Here is a 17,805-nt window from a genome sequence, read left to right as displayed (position 1 = left end):
GCCTCCCTTTCCTGCCCGTACGGGGCGCGGCCCGACGCGGGCCGCGCATGGACCGGGACGGTGAGGCGACCATGACCAGCGACGCGAAGATGCCCCGGAACACGCACGGGCAAGACGCGAACGTGCGTGCGAAGTCGGTGGCACACTGGAAGGCACCGGCTGACGCGATCACCGTCGTCGGCGACCTCCCCGACAGCTACCGCCCGCCGCACGACGCTCTGGTCGTCTTCGCCCGCATCGTCTTGCGCGTCGCCGCCGAGCAGCGGCAGGCGGTGCGAGCGCGAAAGGCAGCGTGAACCCCGATGGATCTCGCCTTCCTCGGCCGTGTCTCCACGGAGGACGCTCAGGACCCTGTCTCGTCCCGCATGTGGCAGCTCAAGCGTGCCCGCGACCTCGTCGAGCCGATGGGGCACCGGATCGTCGTCGAGTTCTTCGACATCGGGCAGTCCCGCTCCCTCCCGTGGAAGCGACGCCCGGAGGCAGCGATGCTGCTGGAGGAGATGAAGCGCCCGAACCGTCGGTTCGACGGGATCGTCGTCGGCGAGCCGCAGCGTGCGTTCTACGGGCACCAGTTCGCGATGACGTTTCCCGTCCTGACGCACTACGGCTGTGCGCTGTTCGTGCCGGAAGTCGGCGGGCAGGTGGACCCGGACTCCGATGCTCACGAGATGATGATGAGCCTGTTCGGCGGCATGTCGAAGTCCGAGCGATCCCGGATCCAGAAGAGGACCCAGGCCGCAATGCGTGAGCTCGCCGCCCGCACGGACCGCCGCCTGGGGGGTCGGCCGCCGTTCGGTTACATGCTGGCCGACGCCGGACCGCACCCGAACCCGGCTCGCGCTGCCACCGGGCAGCGGATGCACAAGCTCGTCCCTGATCCCGTCACCGCGCCGTGGGTCGCGAAGATCTACGAGTGGGGCGCCGTAGGGGAAGGGTTGCGCAGCATCGCTCAGCACCTCACTGATCAAGGCGCGCCGTCGCCGTCGGCCCACGACCGGGAGCGCAACAAGCACCGCGACCCCCGAGGTTGGTCGCACGCGACCGTCCGGACGATCCTGACCAACCCCACCTACACGGGGTTTCGGCACTGGGCCAAGCAGGAGAAGTACGAGCAGCTTCTCGATGTCGAGGACGTCGCTGCAGGGAACGCGACACGGATGCGGTGGCGCGACCAGTCCGACTGGATCGTGCCCGAGCAGCAGACCCACGAGGCGCTGGTCGACCTCGCGACCTGGCAGGCGGTCGCCGCCCGCTACCAGGCCACAGCCCGCGAGGGAACCGGGACCGGTGCTGGGCGATGCATGGAGCGTCGACCCAAGAACGCCAAGCGCATCTACCCGCTCGCCGGCCACGTCTACTGCGCGCACTGCGATCACCGCCTCGCCGGCGCTTACCGCAAGCCCGCGGCGAAGGACGGCAACGGCCGCATCCTCTACCAGTGCGACTTCGCCAAGCGGTACGCCCTGCCGGAGGAGATCAAGGATGGGCACCCGCCCGTCAACCTCAACCAGGCGATCATCCTGCCAGCGCTCGACGCTGACCTCGCCGACCTGTTCTCCGACCCGCGCGCGGTGGCCGCCGCACTCCTCAAGGACGACGGCCCGTCGCCCGAGCAGCGGACCCTCCACGACAGGCGCCGTCGGCTCCAGCAGGAGATCGACAACCTCGTCGGCTTCATCGCCAGCGGCAAGGCGTCCGACGCGATCGCCACTGCACTCGCCACGAAGGAGGCGGAGTTGGCGGCTACCAAGGAACGCCTCGCCGAAATCGGCAAGCCGCGCAAGCGTCCCGACGCAGAGGAGGTGGTTGCGGCGCTCAACGTGATCGGCGGCGCAGTCGGCGCCCTGGCTCACGCCACCGACGAGGAACGCCGGGACCTCTACAACGCCCTTGACCTGCGCATCCGCTACGACGCAACAGAAAAGCGGGCCCACTACACAGTGAGCCCGCTTCTATCCACGGCAAGCCGTTCGGATAGTCGTGTCCGGAGGGGGACTTGAACCCCCACGCCCTATACGGGCACTAGCACCTCAAGCTAGCGCGTCTGCCATTCCGCCACCCGGACAGGTGGACCTTCGCGGCGTCTCCGCCGTTCCGGTGCGGGTAGAAACATAGCACGGGTCGCGGGTCGACCGGGAATCGATATGCGTGTGATCTGCATCCGCGGAGGGGCCTGACGGCCGTCCCGCACCACGCTCGGAACGCACGCTGCCAGTGGCCCCAGCCTGCGGCAGACTGGCCCCACAGCACGGCCTGCCGGCCGGCGCTGGGACGGAGGTGACCCGGTGAGGGAACGTGAGCGCGACGTCGTCGTGCACGAGCGTGAGGCGGACCCCGTGAAGGGGCACGAGGCCCCGCACGCGCTCGCCGTCCCTGTGCATGTGGCGTCCCTCAGCGCGCCTCCCCCCATCTCGGACGGCGTGCCTGGCTGGCTCCGCCTCTCGGCGGGCTGGTCGTGGCGCCTCATCGCCCTCACGGCGGGCGTGGCCCTCGTCTTCTACGGCGTCAGTCAGGTGCAGCTCGTCTTCGTCGCGGTCTTCCTGGCGCTGGTGTTCACCGCGGTGCTCAACCCCGTGGTCGACCTCTACAGCCGGGTCATGCCGCGTCCCCTTGCGACGGGCCTGGCCATCCTCTCGGGGATCCTGCTGGTGGGCGGCCTGCTCACCTATGTGGTCGCGTCGGTGGCCGGCCAGTGGGAGCGGCTCGCGGGCGAGTTCAACACCGGCGTCGACCAGATCGTCGTGTTCATCGAGGGCCTGCCCTTCGGCATCAGCCTCGACACGCGCGACGACTGGATCGACGACGTCCGCGGCTGGATCCAGGAGAACAGCAACGAGCTGCTGAGCCGCGCCGCGGAGAGCGCCGGGTCGGTGGCCGAGGGCCTGGCCGTGCTGGCGCTCGCGATCTTCTGCACGGTGTTCTTCCTGGCATCGGGCGCGTCGATGTGGCGCTGGTTCATCGGTCAGGTTCCGGCGCGGCAGCGGTCGCACTGGCGGGCGTCCGCCGGGGCCGGCTGGTACACGTTCAGCGGGTATGCGCGGGGCACGGTCATCGTCGCGCTGACCGACGGCATCCTCGTCGGCATCTTCCTCGCGATCCTCGGCGTCCCGCTCGCCGCCCCGCTCGCGGTGCTCGTGTTCATCGGCGCGTTCATCCCGATCATCGGCGCCCCTGTGGCGATGATCATCGCCGCCGTCGTGGCCCTCGCCGCGGAAGGCGTCGTCACCGCGCTCATCGTCACGCTCGGCATCGCGGGGATCGGCCAGATCGAGGGGCACGTGCTCCAGCCCCTCATCATGGGCAAGCAGGTCGCGCTGCACCCCGTCGTGGTCGCGCTCGGCGTGACAGGAGGCACGGTCGTGAGCGGCCTCCTCGGTGCGGTCATCGCGGTCCCGTTGATCGCGGTCGCGTGGGCGGTGTTCAGCACCTTGCGCAACATCGAGGTCGAGGGGGACACGCCAGGGGTCACGCTGCCCTACGCCACGGAGTCACCGCCCGGCACCTCCACGCCCTGACCTGGCAACCAGCGAGCGCTGCTGGAACGGGGGAGCCGCTGCGCCAGGGTGCGCGGCCGGTGTCGTGCCCGTCGGGGTGAAATCGCAGGTGAAGTGCCCTTTCCGTGTGGCATGCTCGCTTCATGGAAGCCTTCGTCCTCGCCAACGAGAACGTCCGCCTGTCGGTCCCGACCCTGGCCGACGTCGATGCGATCACCGCCGCCTGCCAGGATCCCGACGTCGTGGCGTGGACCACGGTGCCCAGCCCCTATACCCGCAAGGACGCGGTCGGGTTCATCGAGGGCGTCGTCGCCCCGGGCTGGGCGAAGGAGCGGTCGTTCACCTGGGCGATCCGGGAGCCGGGTGATCAGGACGGGCCGGTGCTCGGGATGGTCGGCCTCGACGTCGACGACGCCCCCGAGGGCGCACGGTCGGGCGAGATCGGCTACTGGATGGTCTCCGCCGGGCGCCGGCGTGGTCTGGTCACCGAGGCGGCCCGCCTCGTCCTGGACTGGGCGTTCGACCCCGAGGGACTCGAGATCGCACGCGCCACGTGGCTCGCATACGTCGGGAACTGGCCGTCGCGGCGCGTCGCCTGGCGGGTCGGCTTCCGGGTGGAGGGGACGATCCGGGGGCACGGCCTGCAGCGCGGCGTGCGGCGCGACGCGTGGTACGGCACCCTGCTGCCCGGCGACCCGCGCGAGCCGAACGAGGACTGGCCGCGGGGTGCACCGTTGGAGGCCGTGCTGCCGGCGTGAGGTCCGCGCGGGACCGCCTCCAGGGAACGTTCGCGGCCGGTTGAGCCATCTGGTGACGGTCTTGCGCGTTCGCAGGCTCGAGCCGGTCCGCCGACGGCGTGCCTGCTACGGCGCCGGGGGCCACGATGGTCGGGCCGAGGACGGAGGGGAGCATGACCGGCTGGACCCCTGACGAGCTGCGCCGCATCGGCGGCGCGACCGAGCTGCGGATCGCCTCTCGCCGCCGCGACGGGTCGCTGCGCCCCTACGTGACCATCTGGGTCGTGCGGGCAGGGGACGACCTCTACGTGCGCTCCGCGTACGGCGCGGACAACCCGTGGTTCCGCCGGGCCAAGGCGTCCGGTACCGGCCGGGTCCACGCGGGCGGCGTCGTGCGGGAGGTCGACTTCGTGGTGCCCGACGACGACGCACATCCGGCGATCGACGCCGCCTACCACGCGAAGTACGACAAGTACGGGGCAGCGATCGTCGGCACCGTCCTCGGACCGAGGGTTGCCGAGACGACGCTCCGGCTCGTGCCCCGGCCGGACTGAGGTCAGGGCTCGGTCGCGGTGATGTACCGCTGCACCGTGGGCGCGAGCCAGTCGACGATCTCGCCGCGCCCCAGGCGGACCGCGGGCTCGAAGCGCAGCACGAGCCGGGTCAGGGCCAGGCCCAGGAGCTGGGACGAGACGAGCGCAGCCCGCGCCGGCGCCTGCGCGGGGTCGGGGACGGCGCGCAGCGCGATGGGCAGGACCTGGTCGCGGAAGATCTCCTGCATCCGCGCCGCGCCCGCAGGGTTGGTGACACCGACCCGGAGCATGGCGGTCAGGACGCCGCGCAGCTCGTCGTCCTCCCACAGGTCGAGGAAGTGACCGACGAGCACCCGCCCGAGGGAGCCGACCGGTACGTCCGCGACGTCGGGCAGGCGCAGGTCGACGGCGACCGCCGCCGCGAACAGCCCCTCCTTGGAGCCGAAGTACCGCATGACCATGGCGGGGTCGATCCGCGCGTCCTGCGCGATGGCGCGGACGGTGGCGCGGTCGTAGCCGTCGGCGGCGAAGCGCTCGCGAGCGGCGGCGAGGATCGCGGCCCTGGTCGCGTCGGAGCGCCGGGCAGGGCTGCCCGACGGCGGTGGCGCTGCGGTGTCCTTGCTCATGCCAACAACTGTAGGCCAACAACCGTTGACACGCATCTGGCGGCGGGCCTACGGTGTCAACAAGCGTTGGCCAACGGGTGTTGACACGAGAGGGGACGCAGATGAGCAGCCAGGAGCGAGAGACCGACGTCGTCGTCGTGGGGGCGGGCCCGACCGGGCTGCTCCTCGCGGGAGACCTGGCCGCAGCCGGGATCCGCGTGACGCTGGTCGAGAGGCGCCTGCGCCGGATCAGCAACCTGTCCCGCGCGTTCGCGGTGCACGCCCGGACGCTGGAGCAGCTCGACGCCCGCGGCCTCGCCGACGGCCTCGAGGCGAAGGGCCGGGCGCTGCGCGGCCTGCGCCTGTTCGGCCGGGTGACGCTGGACCTGGGCGCGCTGCCGTCGCGGTTCCGGCACGTGCTGGTGATTCCGCAGTACGAGGTCGAGCAGGCGCTCCTGGAGCGTGCGACCGCCGCGGGCGTCACCCTCGCGTACGACACCGAGCTGCTCGGCCTCACGCAGGGCGGCGACGGCGTGACGGTGCACGCGGCCGGTCCCGACGGGCCCGTCACCCTGCGCTCGGCGTACCTGGTGGGCTGCGACGGGCACCGGTCGGCGGTGCGCCGGGCGGTCGGCCTGCCGTTCCCCGGCCGGTCCGTGATCAGGTCGATGGTCCTGGCCGACGTCCGGCTCGCCCAGGAGCCGGCCGACCTGCTGACCGTGGGCGTCCGTGACGACGCGTTCTGCTTCGTCGCGCCGTTCGGCGACGGCTACTTCCGGGTGATCGGCTGGCGCTGGGGCCACGACGTCGCCGAGGACGCGCCGCTCGAGCTCGAGGAGGTCCGGGCGATCATGCGCCAGGCGCTCGGCACCGACCACGCCATGATCGACGCCCGCTGGACCTCCCGCTTCCACTCCGACGAGCGCCAGGTCCCCGCGTACCGCACCGGCCGGGTCTTCGTCGCGGGCGACGCGGCCCACGTGCACTCGCCCGCGGGCGGCCAGGGCATGAACACCGGCCTGCAGGACGCGGCGAACCTCTCGTGGAAGCTCGCCGAGGTGGTGCGGGGAGAGGTCGCGGGAGCCGAGGCCGAGAGCCTGCTCGACTCGTACCACGCCGAGCGCCACCCCGTCGGGCGGGTCGTGGTGCTGACCAGCGGTGGCCTCGTCCGCGCCGCCCGTGCGCGAGGACTCGTCTCGCGGGCGCTCGGTGCGGGAATCGGCCTGGTCGCGGGCCACGTCGCGCCGGCGCGGCGCCGGGCCATGGGGATCGTCACGGGGATCGGCTTCGCCTACCGCCGCCCGCGCGGCGCGCACCGCCTCGTCGGGCGCCGCGCCGCGGACGTCCCGCTCGTGCCCGGCGCGTCCGGGACACGCCTCTACGAAGCGCTGCGCGAGGGCAGGTTCGTCCGGGTCGTGCCGTCGGACGGCGGTGGTGCCCTCCCGGCTGCCGGAAGCCGGGAGGCGGGCTGGGCGGCGGGGGCCGTGGTCGTGCAGCGGGCCGACGGCGACCCGACGGCCCTCCTGGTCCGCCCCGACGGGTACGTCGCCTGGGCGGCCTGAGCGCGACACGCGGTCCGTTTCACCCCGCTTCGTGACTCTGAACCGGGGTGGACCTGTCATCCTCGTCCGGGCACGACCCGTGGACGGAGGACGACGTGGCGTTCGACATGGCCGGCGACTCGGTCAAGGAAGCCTTCGAGAAGGCGTGGCGGGCCGAGGGGGAGAAGGTGGGACGCTTCAACCTGGCGATCTTCGGCAAGACCGGTGTGGGCAAGAGCACCCTGGTCAACGCGATCTTCGGGACCGACATCGCCGAGACGGGCGTGGGCCGGCCGGTCACGGCGCACACGACGCTGCACGTCCGCGAGGACGAGCGCCTGGGTGTGTACGACACCCGCGGCCTCGAGGTCGGGGTCGACACCCGGGCGGTCCTGCACGACCTGGAGGACCACCTCAGGGCGACGCGCAAGAAGCCGATCGGCGAGCAGATCCACGTCGCGTGGTACTGCGTACGGGCCGGGGACCGGCGGTTCGAGGACACCGAGGCGAAGTTCGTCGAGGCGCTGCGTGCGACCGGCCTGCCCGTGATGCTGGTGCTGACCCAGGTCTCGAAGCGCGGCGACGAGGTCCGCCCCGACACCCTCGAGTTCGTCAAGGCGATCGAGGAGCGGGACCTTCCGATCTTCGAGCGACGGGCGTTCCTCACGATGGCGCGGGCCGAGGACTTCGACGGCCTGGCCGCGCACGGCCTGCAGGAGCTCCTCGACGCGACGTACCTCGCCGCTCCGCCCGCCGTCGCGGCCGCGCTCGACGCCGCGCAGCAGATCGACATGGCGCGCAAGCGCAAGGCCGCGCGGGGCGCGATCGCGGCCGCGGCGAGCCTCGCCACGGCCGCGGGCGCCACTCCGATCCCGTTCGCGGACGCTGCGGTGCTCGTGCCGATCCAGGTGACGATGATGGCGCGCATCGCCGTCGTCTACGGCATCCCCGTCGGCCGCGCGACGTTCCTGACGCTCGCCGCCACCGCGGGAGCCACCGCCGCGGGGCGCGGCGCCGTGACGGGCCTGCTCAAGCTGATCCCCGGTGCGGGCACGGTCGTGGGCGGCGCGATCAGCGCGGCGGTGGCCGCCACGTTCACCACGACGATGGGGGAGGCGTGGATCCGCGTGTGCGAGGGGCTGGCCACGGGCAAGCTCGGCGGCATCGACAAGGCGCTCGACGGCGAGGCGGTCCGCAAGCTCTTCCTGGACGAGTTCCTGAAGCGCGCCAAGAAGTAGTGCGGCGCGCACCGGCCGGCGTCGGGCACATCCCGTTGCGCGGCCCGCGCTCCCCATGGCACGGTGGTGCCGTCCCCGCGGGTGTGCCGCGAGTGTGAGGGGACGACGACAAGGAACAGCGATGACGGGCTTCGCCGGCGGTACGCCGACCCTCTCGCGCTGACGCCTGCCCCTCGGGGGCGCTCCCCGGACAGGGGACCGGTGCGTCGGCGCTTCCGTCGCCACCCCGGGAGTCCTTCCTTGTTCGCACCCGACCCTTCCGTCGTGCTGCACGACGTCACCTTCGCCTGGCCGGACGGCGCCGTCGCGCTCGACGGCGTGAGCGGCGCGTTCGGTCGCGGCCGCACCGGCCTCGTCGGCCTCAACGGCGCGGGAAAGTCCACCCTGCTCCGGGTCGTCGCGGGCCTGCTCCAGCCTGATTCGGGCACGGTGACCGTGTCCGGCACCCCCGGCTACCTCCCGCAGCACCTCACGCTCGACGTCTCCGCGACCGTCGCCGACCTGCTCGGCGTCCGGTCCGCGCTCGACGCGTTGCGCGCGATCGAGGCGGGATCCACCGACCCCGGCGACTTCGACGCCGTCGGCGACGACTGGGACGTCGAGGAGCGCGCCGCCGCCCTGCTCGACGCCACCGGCCTGCCCACGGGTCTCGACCGGCCCGTCGGGACGCTGTCGGGCGGCGAGACCGTGCTCGCCGCGATCACCGGCATCCGCCTGCGCGGCCCGGCCGTGGCGCTGCTCGACGAGCCGACGAACAACCTCGACGGCGACTCCCGCGAGCGGCTGTACGACCTGGTCCGTGGCTGGCGCGGCGCCCTCGTCGTCGTGTCGCACGACCTGACGCTGCTGGACCTCATGGACGACACGACCGAGCTGCGGGCCGGGTCGCTGACCACGTTCGGCGGCCCGTACTCCGCCCACCGGGAGTGGCTCGGCACGCAGCAGGAGGCGGCGCAGCAGGCGCTGCGCACCGCCGAGCAGACGCTGAAGCGCGAGAAGCGCCAGCGGATCGAGATGGAGGAGCGCATCGCGCACAGCGAGCGCCAGGCCCGCAAGGACCGGGCGAACCGCAAGTACGTGCCGGCCGCGATCAACGACCGGCGCAGCTCCGCCGAGAAGTCGCAGGGTTCCCGCCGCGGCCTCCTCGACGACAAGGTCGCGGCCGCGCGCTCCGCGGTCGATGCCGCGGAGCGTGCGGTGCGCGACGACGACCGCATCGTCGTGGACCTGCCCGACCCGGACGTGCCCGCCGGGCGGCGCCTGGCCGTGCTGACCGGCGCGGACGGGCGCGAGCACGTCGTCCAGGGCCCGGAGCGCGTGGCCCTCACGGGACCCAACGGCGCGGGCAAGACGACGCTGCTGGAGCGGCTGGTCGGGGCCGGGGGCGGGGGCGCGGCGGGCGTCGCGGCCCCGAGCGTCGCGGCCCCGGGCGTCCCGACGGCCGACGCCCCCCGGGCGCAGCTCCTCACGCCCCGCGTCGCCTACCTGCCGCAGCGCCTCGACCTGCTGCCGGACGACGTGACGGTCCTCGATGCGGTGCGCGAGGGTGCGCCGGGGGTGCCGACGGGGGACCTGCGCAACCGCCTCGCCCGGTTCCTCGTGCGCGGGGCCGCCGTGGAGCGGCCGGTCGGCACGCTGTCGGGCGGCGAGCGGTTCCGGGTGACGCTCGCCCGGCTGCTGCTCGCCGACCCGCCGGCTCAGCTCCTCGTGCTCGACGAGCCGACGAACAACCTCGACGTCGCGAGCACCGACCAGCTCGTCGACGCCCTGGCGGCCTACCGTGGCGCCCTGCTCGTGGTCAGCCACGACCGGGCGTTCCTGGACCGCCTGGGCCTGACGGCGGAGCTGCGCCTCGACCGCGACGGGACGCTCGCTCCGGTGCGGCAATAAAGGCGGTGACAGACACCGTCGTCGGGCCAAGATAGGGGGATGACCTCCACGAGCGAGACCACCGAGACCGTCCTCGACCAGGACAACCCCTTCGTGCGACCCTCGACCCTCCCGTACGAGCTGCCCGACTACACCGCGATCCGCGAGGAGCACTTCGAGCCGGCGATCCTGGCGGGCATGGCCGCCCAGCGGGCCGAGGTCGAGGCGATCGTGACGAATCCCGACGCCCCGACGGTGGAGAACACCCTCGAGGCCCTGGAGCGGTCGGGTGGGCTGCTCGGCCGGGCGGGGGCCGCCTTCTACAACCAGCTCTCCGCGGACTCGACCACGGGCCTCGAGGACATCCAGGAGCGCCTCGCCCCGCTGTTCGCCGCCCACGAGGACGCCATCTACATGGACGTGCGCCTCTACGAGCGGGCGCGCGCCCTGCAGGACGCGGCCGGCACACCCGCCGACACGGCCCACCTCCTGGAGAAGCTGCTCACCCGGTTCCGTCGCTCGGGCATCGAGCTGTCGGGCGCGGACCAGGAGCGGCTCCGTGGGCTCAACGCGCAGATCACCACGCTGGAGGCCGCGTTCGGCCGCAAGCTGCTCGCCGGCGCCAACGCCGCAAGCGTGCACATCACCGACGAGGCCGACCTCGAAGGCCTGGCCGACGACGCCAAGACCGGCGCCGCCGCGGCCGCCGCAGTGCGCGGCCTCGAGGGCTGGCTGCTCGAGATGCAGCTCCCGACCCACCAGGGCGTCGTCGCCTCCCTCGCCCGCCGAGACGTGCGCGAGCGCGTCCAGCAGGCGTCCGAGACCCGAGGCGCCGACGGCGGCGAGCACGACACCCGCCAGACCCTGCTCGAGCTCGTCCGCCTGCGGGCTGAGCGCGCCCGCCTCCTGGGCTACGAGCACCACGCCGCGTACATCGCCGAGGACGCCACGGCCGGCACCACGGCCGCGGTGAACGAGATGCTCGCCCGGCTCGCGCCGGCTGCCGTGGCGAACGCCCGCAAGGAGGCCACGGACCTGGCGGCGGCCCTCGGGACCGAGGATGCGGCGGACGCCTTGCTGCGCGCCTCCGACTGGGCGTTCCTCTCCGAGGCGGTCCGCAAGGAGCGGTACAGCCTCGACGACGCCCTCCTGCGGCCCTACCTCGAGCTCGAGCGCATCGTGCACGACGGCGTCTTCAAGGCGGCGAACCTGCTGTTCGGGCTGTCGTTCGCCGAGCGCGCGGACCTGACCGGCTACCACCCGGACGTGCGCGTCTTCGAGGTCTTCGACGGGCCGGCGGGCGAGCCGGGCCTGGGTCTCGGCCTGTTCCTCGCCGACTGGTACACGCGCGAGTCCAAGCGGGGCGGCGCCTGGATGACCAACCTCGTCGACCAGAACACGCTCCTGGGCCAGAAGCCCGTCGTCGTCAACAACCTCAACATCGTCAAGCCCCCGGTGGGCGAGCCCACCCTCCTCGCGTGGGACGAGGTCATCACGCTGTTCCACGAGTTCGGGCACGCGCTGCACGGGCTCCTGTCCGACGTGCGCTACCCCTCGCAGTCCGGCACCGACGTGCCGCGCGACTTCGTCGAGTACCCGTCGCAGGTCAACGAGATGTGGGCCTGGGAGCCGGCGATCCTCGGGTCGTTCGCGGTGCACCACGAGACGGGCGAGCCCATGCCTGCCGAGTGGGTCCAGACCATGCTCGCCTCGCGCCAGTTCAACGAGGGCTTCGCGACCACCGAGTACCTCGCCGCCTCGCTCCTCGACCAGGCCTGGCACCAGCTCACGCCGGAGCAGGTGCCCGCGTCGGTGGACGACGTGCTGCCCTTCGAGGCCGCGGCGCTCGCCGCCGCGGGCGTCGACTTCGCGCCCGTTCCGCCGCGCTACCGCACGACGTACTTCAACCACGTGTTCGGCGGCGGCTACTCGGCCGGGTACTACTCGTACATCTGGTCCGAGGTGCTCGACGCCGACACCGTCGAGTGGTACCGCGAGAACGGCGGCCTGACCCGCGAGAACGGCGAGGCGTTCCGCCGCAAGCTCCTCGCGCGCGGCGGTTCGCAGGACCCGCTGCGGTCCTTCGAGGAGCTGCGCGGCCGGGCCGCGGACATCGCGCCGCTCCTGGTCCGCCGGGGCCTGGACGCCTGACGCCCGTCCCTGGACAGCGCCGAGGTAGTGGGTCCGTCCGACGACGGGGTCGGCTCGTGACTCTCGGTACGGTGGGGGCATGACCGAGCTGCATGCCCCCACCGCCCCCGCCGTCGCCGCCACCCCCACGGCCGAGGAGGAGGTCGCCCGGATCTGCCAGGAGCTGATCCGGCTCGACACCTCGAACTACGGGGACAACGAGGGGCCGGGGGAGCGGGCCGCGGCCGAGCAGGTCATGGGCCTGCTCCAGGAGGTGGGGCTCGAGCCGGAGCTGTTCGAGTCGGCGCCGGGCCGAGCCTCCGTCGTCGTGCGGCTGGAGGGTGAGGACCGCACGCGCCCGGCCCTCGTGCTGCACGGTCACCTCGACGTCGTGCCGGCCGCCGCGGCGGACTGGTCGGTCGACCCCTTCTCCGGCGAGGAGCGCGACGGCCTGCTGTGGGGCCGCGGGGCCGTCGACATGAAGGACATGGACGCCATGATCCTGGCGGTCGTGCGGCAGATGGCGCGCGAGGGACGCAAGCCCGCGCGCGACGTCGTCGTGGCCTTCTTCGCGGACGAGGAGGCGGGGGGCGTGTACGGGGCGGGCTGGGCCGTGCAGAACCGGCCAGACCTCTTCGAGGGCGCCACCGAGGCCATCTCCGAGGTGGGCGGCTTCTCCGTCGAGCTGGGTGGGCGCCGCGCCTACCTGCTGCAGACCGCGGAGAAAGGGCTCGCCTGGCTGCGCCTGGTCGCGGACGGCCGCGCCGGTCACGGCTCGCAGGTGAACGCCGAGAACGCCGTGACCGAGCTCGCGGCCGCCGTCGCGCGGATCGGCGCCCACCAGTGGCCGTACACGCTCACGCCCACGGTGGACGCGCTGCTGCGCGGCGTGGCCGACCTCACCGGCCTGCCCTTCGACGAGCAGGACCCGGCCTCGGTCGACGCGCTGGTCGCGGCCCTCGGCCCGGCCGGCAAGTTCGTGGGCGCCACCGTGCGGCACACCTCCAACCCGACCCAGCTCGACGCCGGGTACAAGGCCAACGTCATCCCTGGTTCGGCGTCGGCCGTGATCGACGTGCGGCTCCTGCCCGGCCATGAGGACGCCGGCATGGCGACCCTGCGCGAGCTCGCCGGGCCGCGCGTGCGCATCGAGCCCATCCACCAGGACGTCGCGCTCGAGGTGCCGTTCACCGGGGCGCTCGTGGACGCGATGGTGGACTCGGTGCTCGCCGAGGACCCGGAGGCGACCGTGCTGCCGTACACGCTGTCGGGCGGCACCGACAACAAGTCGCTCTCCCGGCTGGGCATCACCGGCTACGGGTTCGCGCCGCTACGGCTGCCCGGGCACCTCGACTTCGCGGGCATGTTCCACGGCGTCGACGAGCGCGTGCCGGTGGACTCCCTGAAGTTCGGCACCCGCGTGCTGGACCGCCTGCTGCGCAGCTGCTGAGAACGACGCGAAGGAGGACGTGCCGAGGTACAACCGCACGAAGGTTCGCGTCGCGAGGCTGGATGGGCCTGGCGGGAGGCCGCGAGGAACGAGCGGCCGGACGGTCGCCTCGCGCCGGGAAGCTTCGTGCGGTTCTACCCCGGCATCGTCACAGCGTCGGCGCGACGCGGATGATCTTGCGCCGCAGCCACACCTTGCGCTCGCCGCCCACGTAGAGCCTCGTGCGTGCGAGCTCCCACCGGCCGTACTCGGCCTCCTCGGTGAGCAGCCTGTGAGCGTCCGGGACGCTCGTCGTGCGATCGATCCTCAGGACCCGGTACTCGTACTGGCCGTGCCTGCGCCACGCGGAGCTCTCGTTCGCCATGGGTGCACCGTCCTTCTCGCGTCACTACCCGTCACCACACATCACCTGACAGGTCACCGACCGGTCTCAGCAGTTTTTGCGACTGCCATTGTGCACCTCGGCGCGCTACCTTCAAGGCATGACCGTTGATCCGCGTGCCGCGCTCGACCGCCTCGTTGCTGCTCTCGAGGCTCACTACCACGCGGTCGCCACTCGCAGGAGTGACGACGACCCCGCCGTCGACGACGCCTACGACGTCCTTGCTGATGCCTACGAGGTGTACGAGGACGCGCTGGCCCAGGTGTTCGGCGAGGTGACGCCGTTCTACCTTGCCGAGGATCTGGACGAGGACGAGGACGAGGAAGACGAGGAGCTCGAGGAGGCCGACCTGGAGGAGGACGTCGAGTTCGACGACGACCTCGCCGACGTGGACGTGGTCGACCGGATCCGCTGACCGGCGGCCGACAGGACCGGGCGGACGCGGCGCCGGGTCACCAGCGCTCGGGGTAGCCGAGCTCGGGGGCGGAGACGTCGTCGAGCGCGGCATGGACCTCGTAGGGCAACGCGATGTCGAGGGCGGCCAGCGAGGTGCGCAGCTGCGCGGGCGTGCGCGCGCCGACGATCGCCGAGGCGACGGTCTCCCGCGCCAGGAGCCACGCGAGCGCCACCTCGAGCGGAGCGCGGCCCAGGCCGTCGGCGGCCGTCGCGACCGCCTCCACGATCGCCGAGGACGGCCCGTCGAGGTACGGCTGCACGAAGGCGGCGAGGTGCGGCGACGCGCCCCGGGAGTCTGCCGGCAGGCCCCGCCTGTACTTGCCGGTGAGGACCCCGCGGCCCAGCGGCGACCACGCGAGAAGGCCCATGCCGAGCGCGTCCGCGGCGGGCATCACGTCCCGCTCGACGCCGCGCTCCAGGAGCGAGTACTCGAGCTCCAGGGCCGCGAGGCCCACGTCGCCCTCCAGCAGCGTCGCGGCGCGCGCCGCCGCCCAGCCCGGGTGGTTGCTCAGCCCGACGTAGCGGGCGCGGCCGGACGTGACGGCCAGCCGCAGCGCCGAGCATGTCTCCTCGAGGGTCGTGTTGGGGTCCGGGCACGCGACGAGGAACAGGTCCACGTGGTCGGTGCCGAGGCGCTCCAGCGACGCGTCGAGGGAGTCGATCAGACCGGCCCGGGACGCGTCCACGACCTTGGCGCCCGGCCGCGCCGCGGCGCCAGGCCGGTCATCGGTGCGGATGCCCGCCTTGGTGACCAGGACGACGTCGGACCGGTCCACCTTGCCCGCGAGCAGCGAGCCGATCACGCGCTCCGCGTCGCCGTCGGCGTAGGACGCGGCGGTGTCGAGGAGCGTGCCGCCCGCGTCGAGGAAGTCCCGCACCTGCTCGGCGGCGTCCAGCTCGTCCGTGTCCCTGCCCCACGTCATGGAACCCAGCCCGAGCTCCGAGACACGCAGGCCTGACCTGCCCACCCGACGTCGCTCCATGTCTCGCAGGGTACCGGCGCGCCGCCCGATCGGCCCGGAACGCGCGCCCTGGCGCGCCCCTGTGCCTCTGTGACGTGCCGCACCGTGCATGGCCGGTGCGGTAACGTGACCGACCGTGACTGCGTGGGAAGCCATCCTTCTGGGCCTGGTCCAGGGCCTGACCGAGTTCCTCCCGATCTCCTCGAGCGCGCACCTGCGCATCGTGGGCGAGCTGATCGGCTCGGACGACCCCGGGGCTGCGTTCACCGCGATCACCCAGCTCGGCACCGAGTCCGCCGTGCTGCTGTACTACCGCCGCAAGCTCGCGACGATCGCCGTCGCCTGGTGGCGCGCCCTGAGTGGCGCGCACGGCCGTGACCTGCGCGCACGCCTCGGCCAGGGCGACCCGGACGCCGCGATGGCCTGGTACATCGTGCTCGGCTCGATCCCCATCGTGGTGCTGGGCCTGGCGTTCGAGGACGCCATCGAGACGTCGCTGCGCAACCTCTGGATCACCGTGACGATGCTCGTCGTGTTCGCGGTCCTGCTGCTCCTCGCGGACCTGTACGGCGCGCACCGGCGCTCGCTGACCGAGCTGGCGCCACGCAGCGCGATCGGCTTCGGCCTCGCGCAGGCGCTCGCCCTGGTCCCCGGCGTCTCCCGCTCGGGCGGCACGATCACCGCCGGACTCACCATGGGATTCACCCGGTCCGCGGCCGCGGACTACTCGTTCCTGCTCGCGCTGCCGGCCGTGCTCGGCTCGGGGTTCTACCAGCTCTTCAAGACGATCGGTGCGCCGATCCCCGCGGGTGCGCCCGGCTGGGGCGCCACGATCACGGCGACGCTCATCGCTTTCGTCGTCGGGTACATCCTGATCATCGGGTTCCTCAAGATCGTCTCGAACTACTCGTACCGGCCGTTCGTCTACTACCGCTTCGGGCTGGCCGCCGTGGTGGTCGTGCTGCTGCTCACAGGCGTGCTGGACGCTGAAGGCGGGGTCTGACGACGGGTTAGGGTTGGCGCGTGCACAGCTGGCCCGCGCCTCAGATCCCCGAGCTCCCCGGCCCCGCCGGAGAAGCCGCCCCCGTCCTGGTGCACGACAGCACCACCGGCAGGCTCGTCGAGGCGGCGCCCGGCGCCACCGCCCGCCTGTACGCGTGCGGCATCACGCCCTACGACGCGACCCACATCGGCCACGCGAACACCTACGTGGCGTTCGACCTGCTGGTCCGGGCCTGGCTCGACGCCGGCAAGGACGTCACGTACGCGTCGAACGTCACCGACGTGGACGACCCGCTCCTGGAGCGGGCCGCTGCCACCGGCGTCGACTGGCGGAAGCTGGCCGATCACCAGATCGCGCTCTTCGCGGAGGACATGACGGCGCTCGGGGTCGTCCCCCCGGCGTCGTACACGGGGGTGGTCGAGTCCGTGCCCGCCGTCGTCGCCGCCGTCGAGGCGATGGTCGCAGCGGGCACCGCGTACCGCGTGCCGCTCGAGCCCGGGGCCGGCGGCGACGACGCCGGTCTCGGCGACGTGTACGCCGACCTCTCTGCCGACCCGTCCTTCGGCGCGGTGTCCGGCCTGGACCGCGAGCGGATGCTCGCCCTGTCCGCCGAGCGCGGCGGCGACCCGGACCGCGAGGGCAAGAAGGACCCCCTCGACCCCCTGCTGTGGCGCCGCGAGCGCCCGGGGGAGCCCGCCTGGGACGGCGGCACCCTCGGGACCGGCCGACCGGGCTGGCACATCGAGTGTTCGGTGATCTCGCGCGACGGGCTCGGCGACGCCTTCGACGCGCAGGGCGGCGGCGCGGACCTGCTCTTCCCGCACCACGAGATGTCGACCTCGCACCTGCGGGTGCTGGCGTCCGGTGCCGGGCTGCCCGGCCCCGTCGGGGCGCGCGTGCACGTCCACGCCGGCCTCATCGCGTACCAGGGCGAGAAGATGAGCAAGTCCCTCGGCAACCTGGTGCTCGTCTCCGTGCTGCGCGCCGCGGGCGCAGACCCCATGGCGATCCGCCTCGCGCTGCTGGCCCACCACTACCGCGCCGAGTGGGAGTGGACCGATGCGGACCTCGCCGGCGGGGTCGCCCGCCTCGAGCGGTGGCGCGCGGCGGTGTCGGGCAACGGGGGACCGGACGCGACGGCGACGCTCGCCGCCGTCCGGGCGGCCGTCGCCCAGGATCTCGACGCGCCCGCCGCGCTCGCGGCCGTGGACGCGTGGGCCGACCTCGCGCTCGACCCGGACCGGGACACCTCCGCCGACGAGGAGGGCGCGCCGGGCGTGCTCTCCCGGGCGGTCAACGCGATCCTGGGCGTGCGGCTCTGACGAGACCATCCACGGCGAGGTGGGGGGGGCCGCCCGCCGGGAGACACCCCACCCGGGGGGGGCGGGGGGCCGGCGGCTCCACC

Annotated in this window: 16 protein-coding genes and 1 tRNA gene; 13 read left to right on the top strand and 4 right to left on the bottom strand. The window is 73.0% G+C overall.

Annotation, left to right across the window (positions count from 1 at the left end; translation table 11 throughout):
- The first annotated feature begins 71 nt into the window (after nucleotides 1-71).
- Together L1785_RS09780 and L1785_RS09775 are read left to right on the top strand one after the other, a co-directional pair.
- On the top strand, nucleotides 72-296 hold the full coding sequence (locus L1785_RS09780) for a hypothetical protein (RefSeq protein ID WP_236089071.1): 225 nt from the start codon (nucleotides 72-74) through the stop codon (nucleotides 294-296).
- 6 nt (nucleotides 297-302) lie between these two features.
- Nucleotides 303-2,000: a recombinase family protein gene (locus L1785_RS09775; protein WP_236089070.1), complete on the top strand. Its 1,698-nt coding sequence runs from the start codon at nucleotides 303-305 to the stop codon at nucleotides 1,998-2,000.
- Here L1785_RS09775 and L1785_RS09770 read toward each other — a convergent pair.
- A tRNA-Leu gene (locus tag L1785_RS09770) sits at nucleotides 1,982-2,065 on the bottom strand. The two genes, L1785_RS09775 and L1785_RS09770, sit on opposite strands and share 19 nt — an antisense overlap.
- 310 nt (nucleotides 2,066-2,375) lie before the next feature.
- Here L1785_RS09770 and L1785_RS09765 point away from each other — a divergent pair.
- The 3 genes from L1785_RS09765 to L1785_RS09755 all read left to right on the top strand — a co-directional run bounded on the left by L1785_RS09765 (nucleotide 2,376) and on the right by L1785_RS09755 (nucleotide 4,785).
- A complete protein-coding gene (locus L1785_RS09765; RefSeq protein ID WP_372461855.1) occupies nucleotides 2,376-3,515 on the top strand; it encodes an AI-2E family transporter in 1,140 nt (379 codons plus the stop codon).
- Nucleotides 3,516-3,637: 122 nt separating this feature from the next.
- On the top strand, nucleotides 3,638-4,252 hold the full coding sequence (locus L1785_RS09760; RefSeq protein ID WP_236089069.1) for a GNAT family N-acetyltransferase: 615 nt from the start codon (nucleotides 3,638-3,640) through the stop codon (nucleotides 4,250-4,252).
- A gap of 152 nt (nucleotides 4,253-4,404) precedes the next feature.
- Nucleotides 4,405-4,785 carry a DUF2255 family protein gene (locus L1785_RS09755; protein WP_236089068.1) on the top strand — a complete coding sequence of 127 codons (381 nt, stop codon included), beginning with the start codon at nucleotides 4,405-4,407 and terminating at the stop codon, nucleotides 4,783-4,785.
- A gap of 2 nt (nucleotides 4,786-4,787) precedes the next feature.
- Here the strand turns inward: L1785_RS09755 and L1785_RS09750 are convergent, their stop codons facing one another.
- On the bottom strand, nucleotides 4,788-5,390 hold the full coding sequence (locus L1785_RS09750; RefSeq protein ID WP_236089067.1) for a TetR/AcrR family transcriptional regulator: 603 nt from the start codon (nucleotides 5,388-5,390) through the stop codon (nucleotides 4,788-4,790).
- 101 nt (nucleotides 5,391-5,491) lie between these two features.
- Between L1785_RS09750 and L1785_RS09745 the strand changes: the two genes are divergently transcribed.
- The 5 genes from L1785_RS09745 to L1785_RS09725 all read left to right on the top strand — a co-directional run bounded on the left by L1785_RS09745 (nucleotide 5,492) and on the right by L1785_RS09725 (nucleotide 13,597).
- Nucleotides 5,492-6,931, top strand: coding sequence for an FAD-dependent monooxygenase (locus L1785_RS09745; RefSeq protein ID WP_236089066.1), 1,440 nt, complete (start codon nucleotides 5,492-5,494; stop codon nucleotides 6,929-6,931).
- 47 nt (nucleotides 6,932-6,978) lie between these two features.
- Nucleotides 6,979-8,148 carry a GTPase family protein gene (locus tag L1785_RS09740; RefSeq protein WP_236089065.1) on the top strand — a complete coding sequence of 390 codons (1,170 nt, stop codon included), beginning with the start codon at nucleotides 6,979-6,981 and terminating at the stop codon, nucleotides 8,146-8,148.
- A gap of 264 nt (nucleotides 8,149-8,412) precedes the next feature.
- Nucleotides 8,413-10,038 (top strand): ABC-F family ATP-binding cassette domain-containing protein, encoded by a 1,626-nt coding sequence (locus L1785_RS09735; protein WP_236089064.1) that lies wholly within the window; start codon nucleotides 8,413-8,415, stop codon nucleotides 10,036-10,038.
- 39 nt (nucleotides 10,039-10,077) lie between these two features.
- The gene (locus tag L1785_RS09730; RefSeq protein ID WP_236089063.1) at nucleotides 10,078-12,168 is read left to right on the top strand and encodes a M3 family metallopeptidase; all 2,091 of its coding nucleotides are present in this window, start codon (nucleotides 10,078-10,080) and stop codon (nucleotides 12,166-12,168) included.
- 79 nt (nucleotides 12,169-12,247) lie between these two features.
- Complete coding sequence (locus tag L1785_RS09725; protein ID WP_236089062.1) at nucleotides 12,248-13,597, top strand: M20/M25/M40 family metallo-hydrolase; 1,350 nt, start codon at nucleotides 12,248-12,250, stop codon at nucleotides 13,595-13,597.
- Nucleotides 13,598-13,745: 148 nt separating this feature from the next.
- On the opposite strand, the gene L1785_RS09720 is transcribed toward L1785_RS09725, so the two are convergent.
- Nucleotides 13,746-13,961 (bottom strand): DUF5703 family protein, encoded by a 216-nt coding sequence (locus L1785_RS09720; RefSeq protein ID WP_236089061.1) that lies wholly within the window; start codon nucleotides 13,959-13,961, stop codon nucleotides 13,746-13,748.
- A 118-nt stretch (nucleotides 13,962-14,079) separates the two neighbouring features.
- Here L1785_RS09720 and L1785_RS09715 point away from each other — a divergent pair, with 118 nt between their 5' ends.
- Nucleotides 14,080-14,394 carry a primosomal protein gene (locus L1785_RS09715; protein WP_236089060.1) on the top strand — a complete coding sequence of 105 codons (315 nt, stop codon included), beginning with the start codon at nucleotides 14,080-14,082 and terminating at the stop codon, nucleotides 14,392-14,394.
- 37 nt (nucleotides 14,395-14,431) lie between these two features.
- Here L1785_RS09715 and L1785_RS09710 read toward each other — a convergent pair whose 3' ends face one another.
- Nucleotides 14,432-15,418 carry an aldo/keto reductase gene (locus L1785_RS09710; protein ID WP_236089059.1) on the bottom strand — a complete coding sequence of 329 codons (987 nt, stop codon included), beginning with the start codon at nucleotides 15,416-15,418 and terminating at the stop codon, nucleotides 14,432-14,434.
- A 115-nt stretch (nucleotides 15,419-15,533) separates the two neighbouring features.
- Here L1785_RS09710 and uppP point away from each other — a divergent pair, with 115 nt between their 5' ends.
- Together uppP and mshC are read left to right on the top strand one after the other, a co-directional pair.
- A complete protein-coding gene (uppP, locus tag L1785_RS09705; RefSeq protein WP_236089058.1) occupies nucleotides 15,534-16,400 on the top strand; it encodes an undecaprenyl-diphosphatase UppP in 867 nt (288 codons plus the stop codon).
- A 20-nt stretch (nucleotides 16,401-16,420) separates the two neighbouring features.
- Nucleotides 16,421-17,722 (top strand): cysteine--1-D-myo-inosityl 2-amino-2-deoxy-alpha-D-glucopyranoside ligase, encoded by a 1,302-nt coding sequence (gene mshC, locus L1785_RS09700; RefSeq protein WP_236089057.1) that lies wholly within the window; start codon nucleotides 16,421-16,423, stop codon nucleotides 17,720-17,722.
- Nucleotides 17,723-17,805 lie beyond the last annotated feature (83 nt).

The sequence above is a fragment of the Antribacter soli genome (genome assembly GCF_021568775.1).
In the GTDB taxonomy this organism is placed as follows: domain Bacteria; phylum Actinomycetota; class Actinomycetes; order Actinomycetales; family Cellulomonadaceae; genus Antribacter; species Antribacter soli.
The sequence above is the reverse complement of the archived record's forward strand: the minus strand, read 5'-3'. Positions and strand labels throughout refer to the sequence as shown.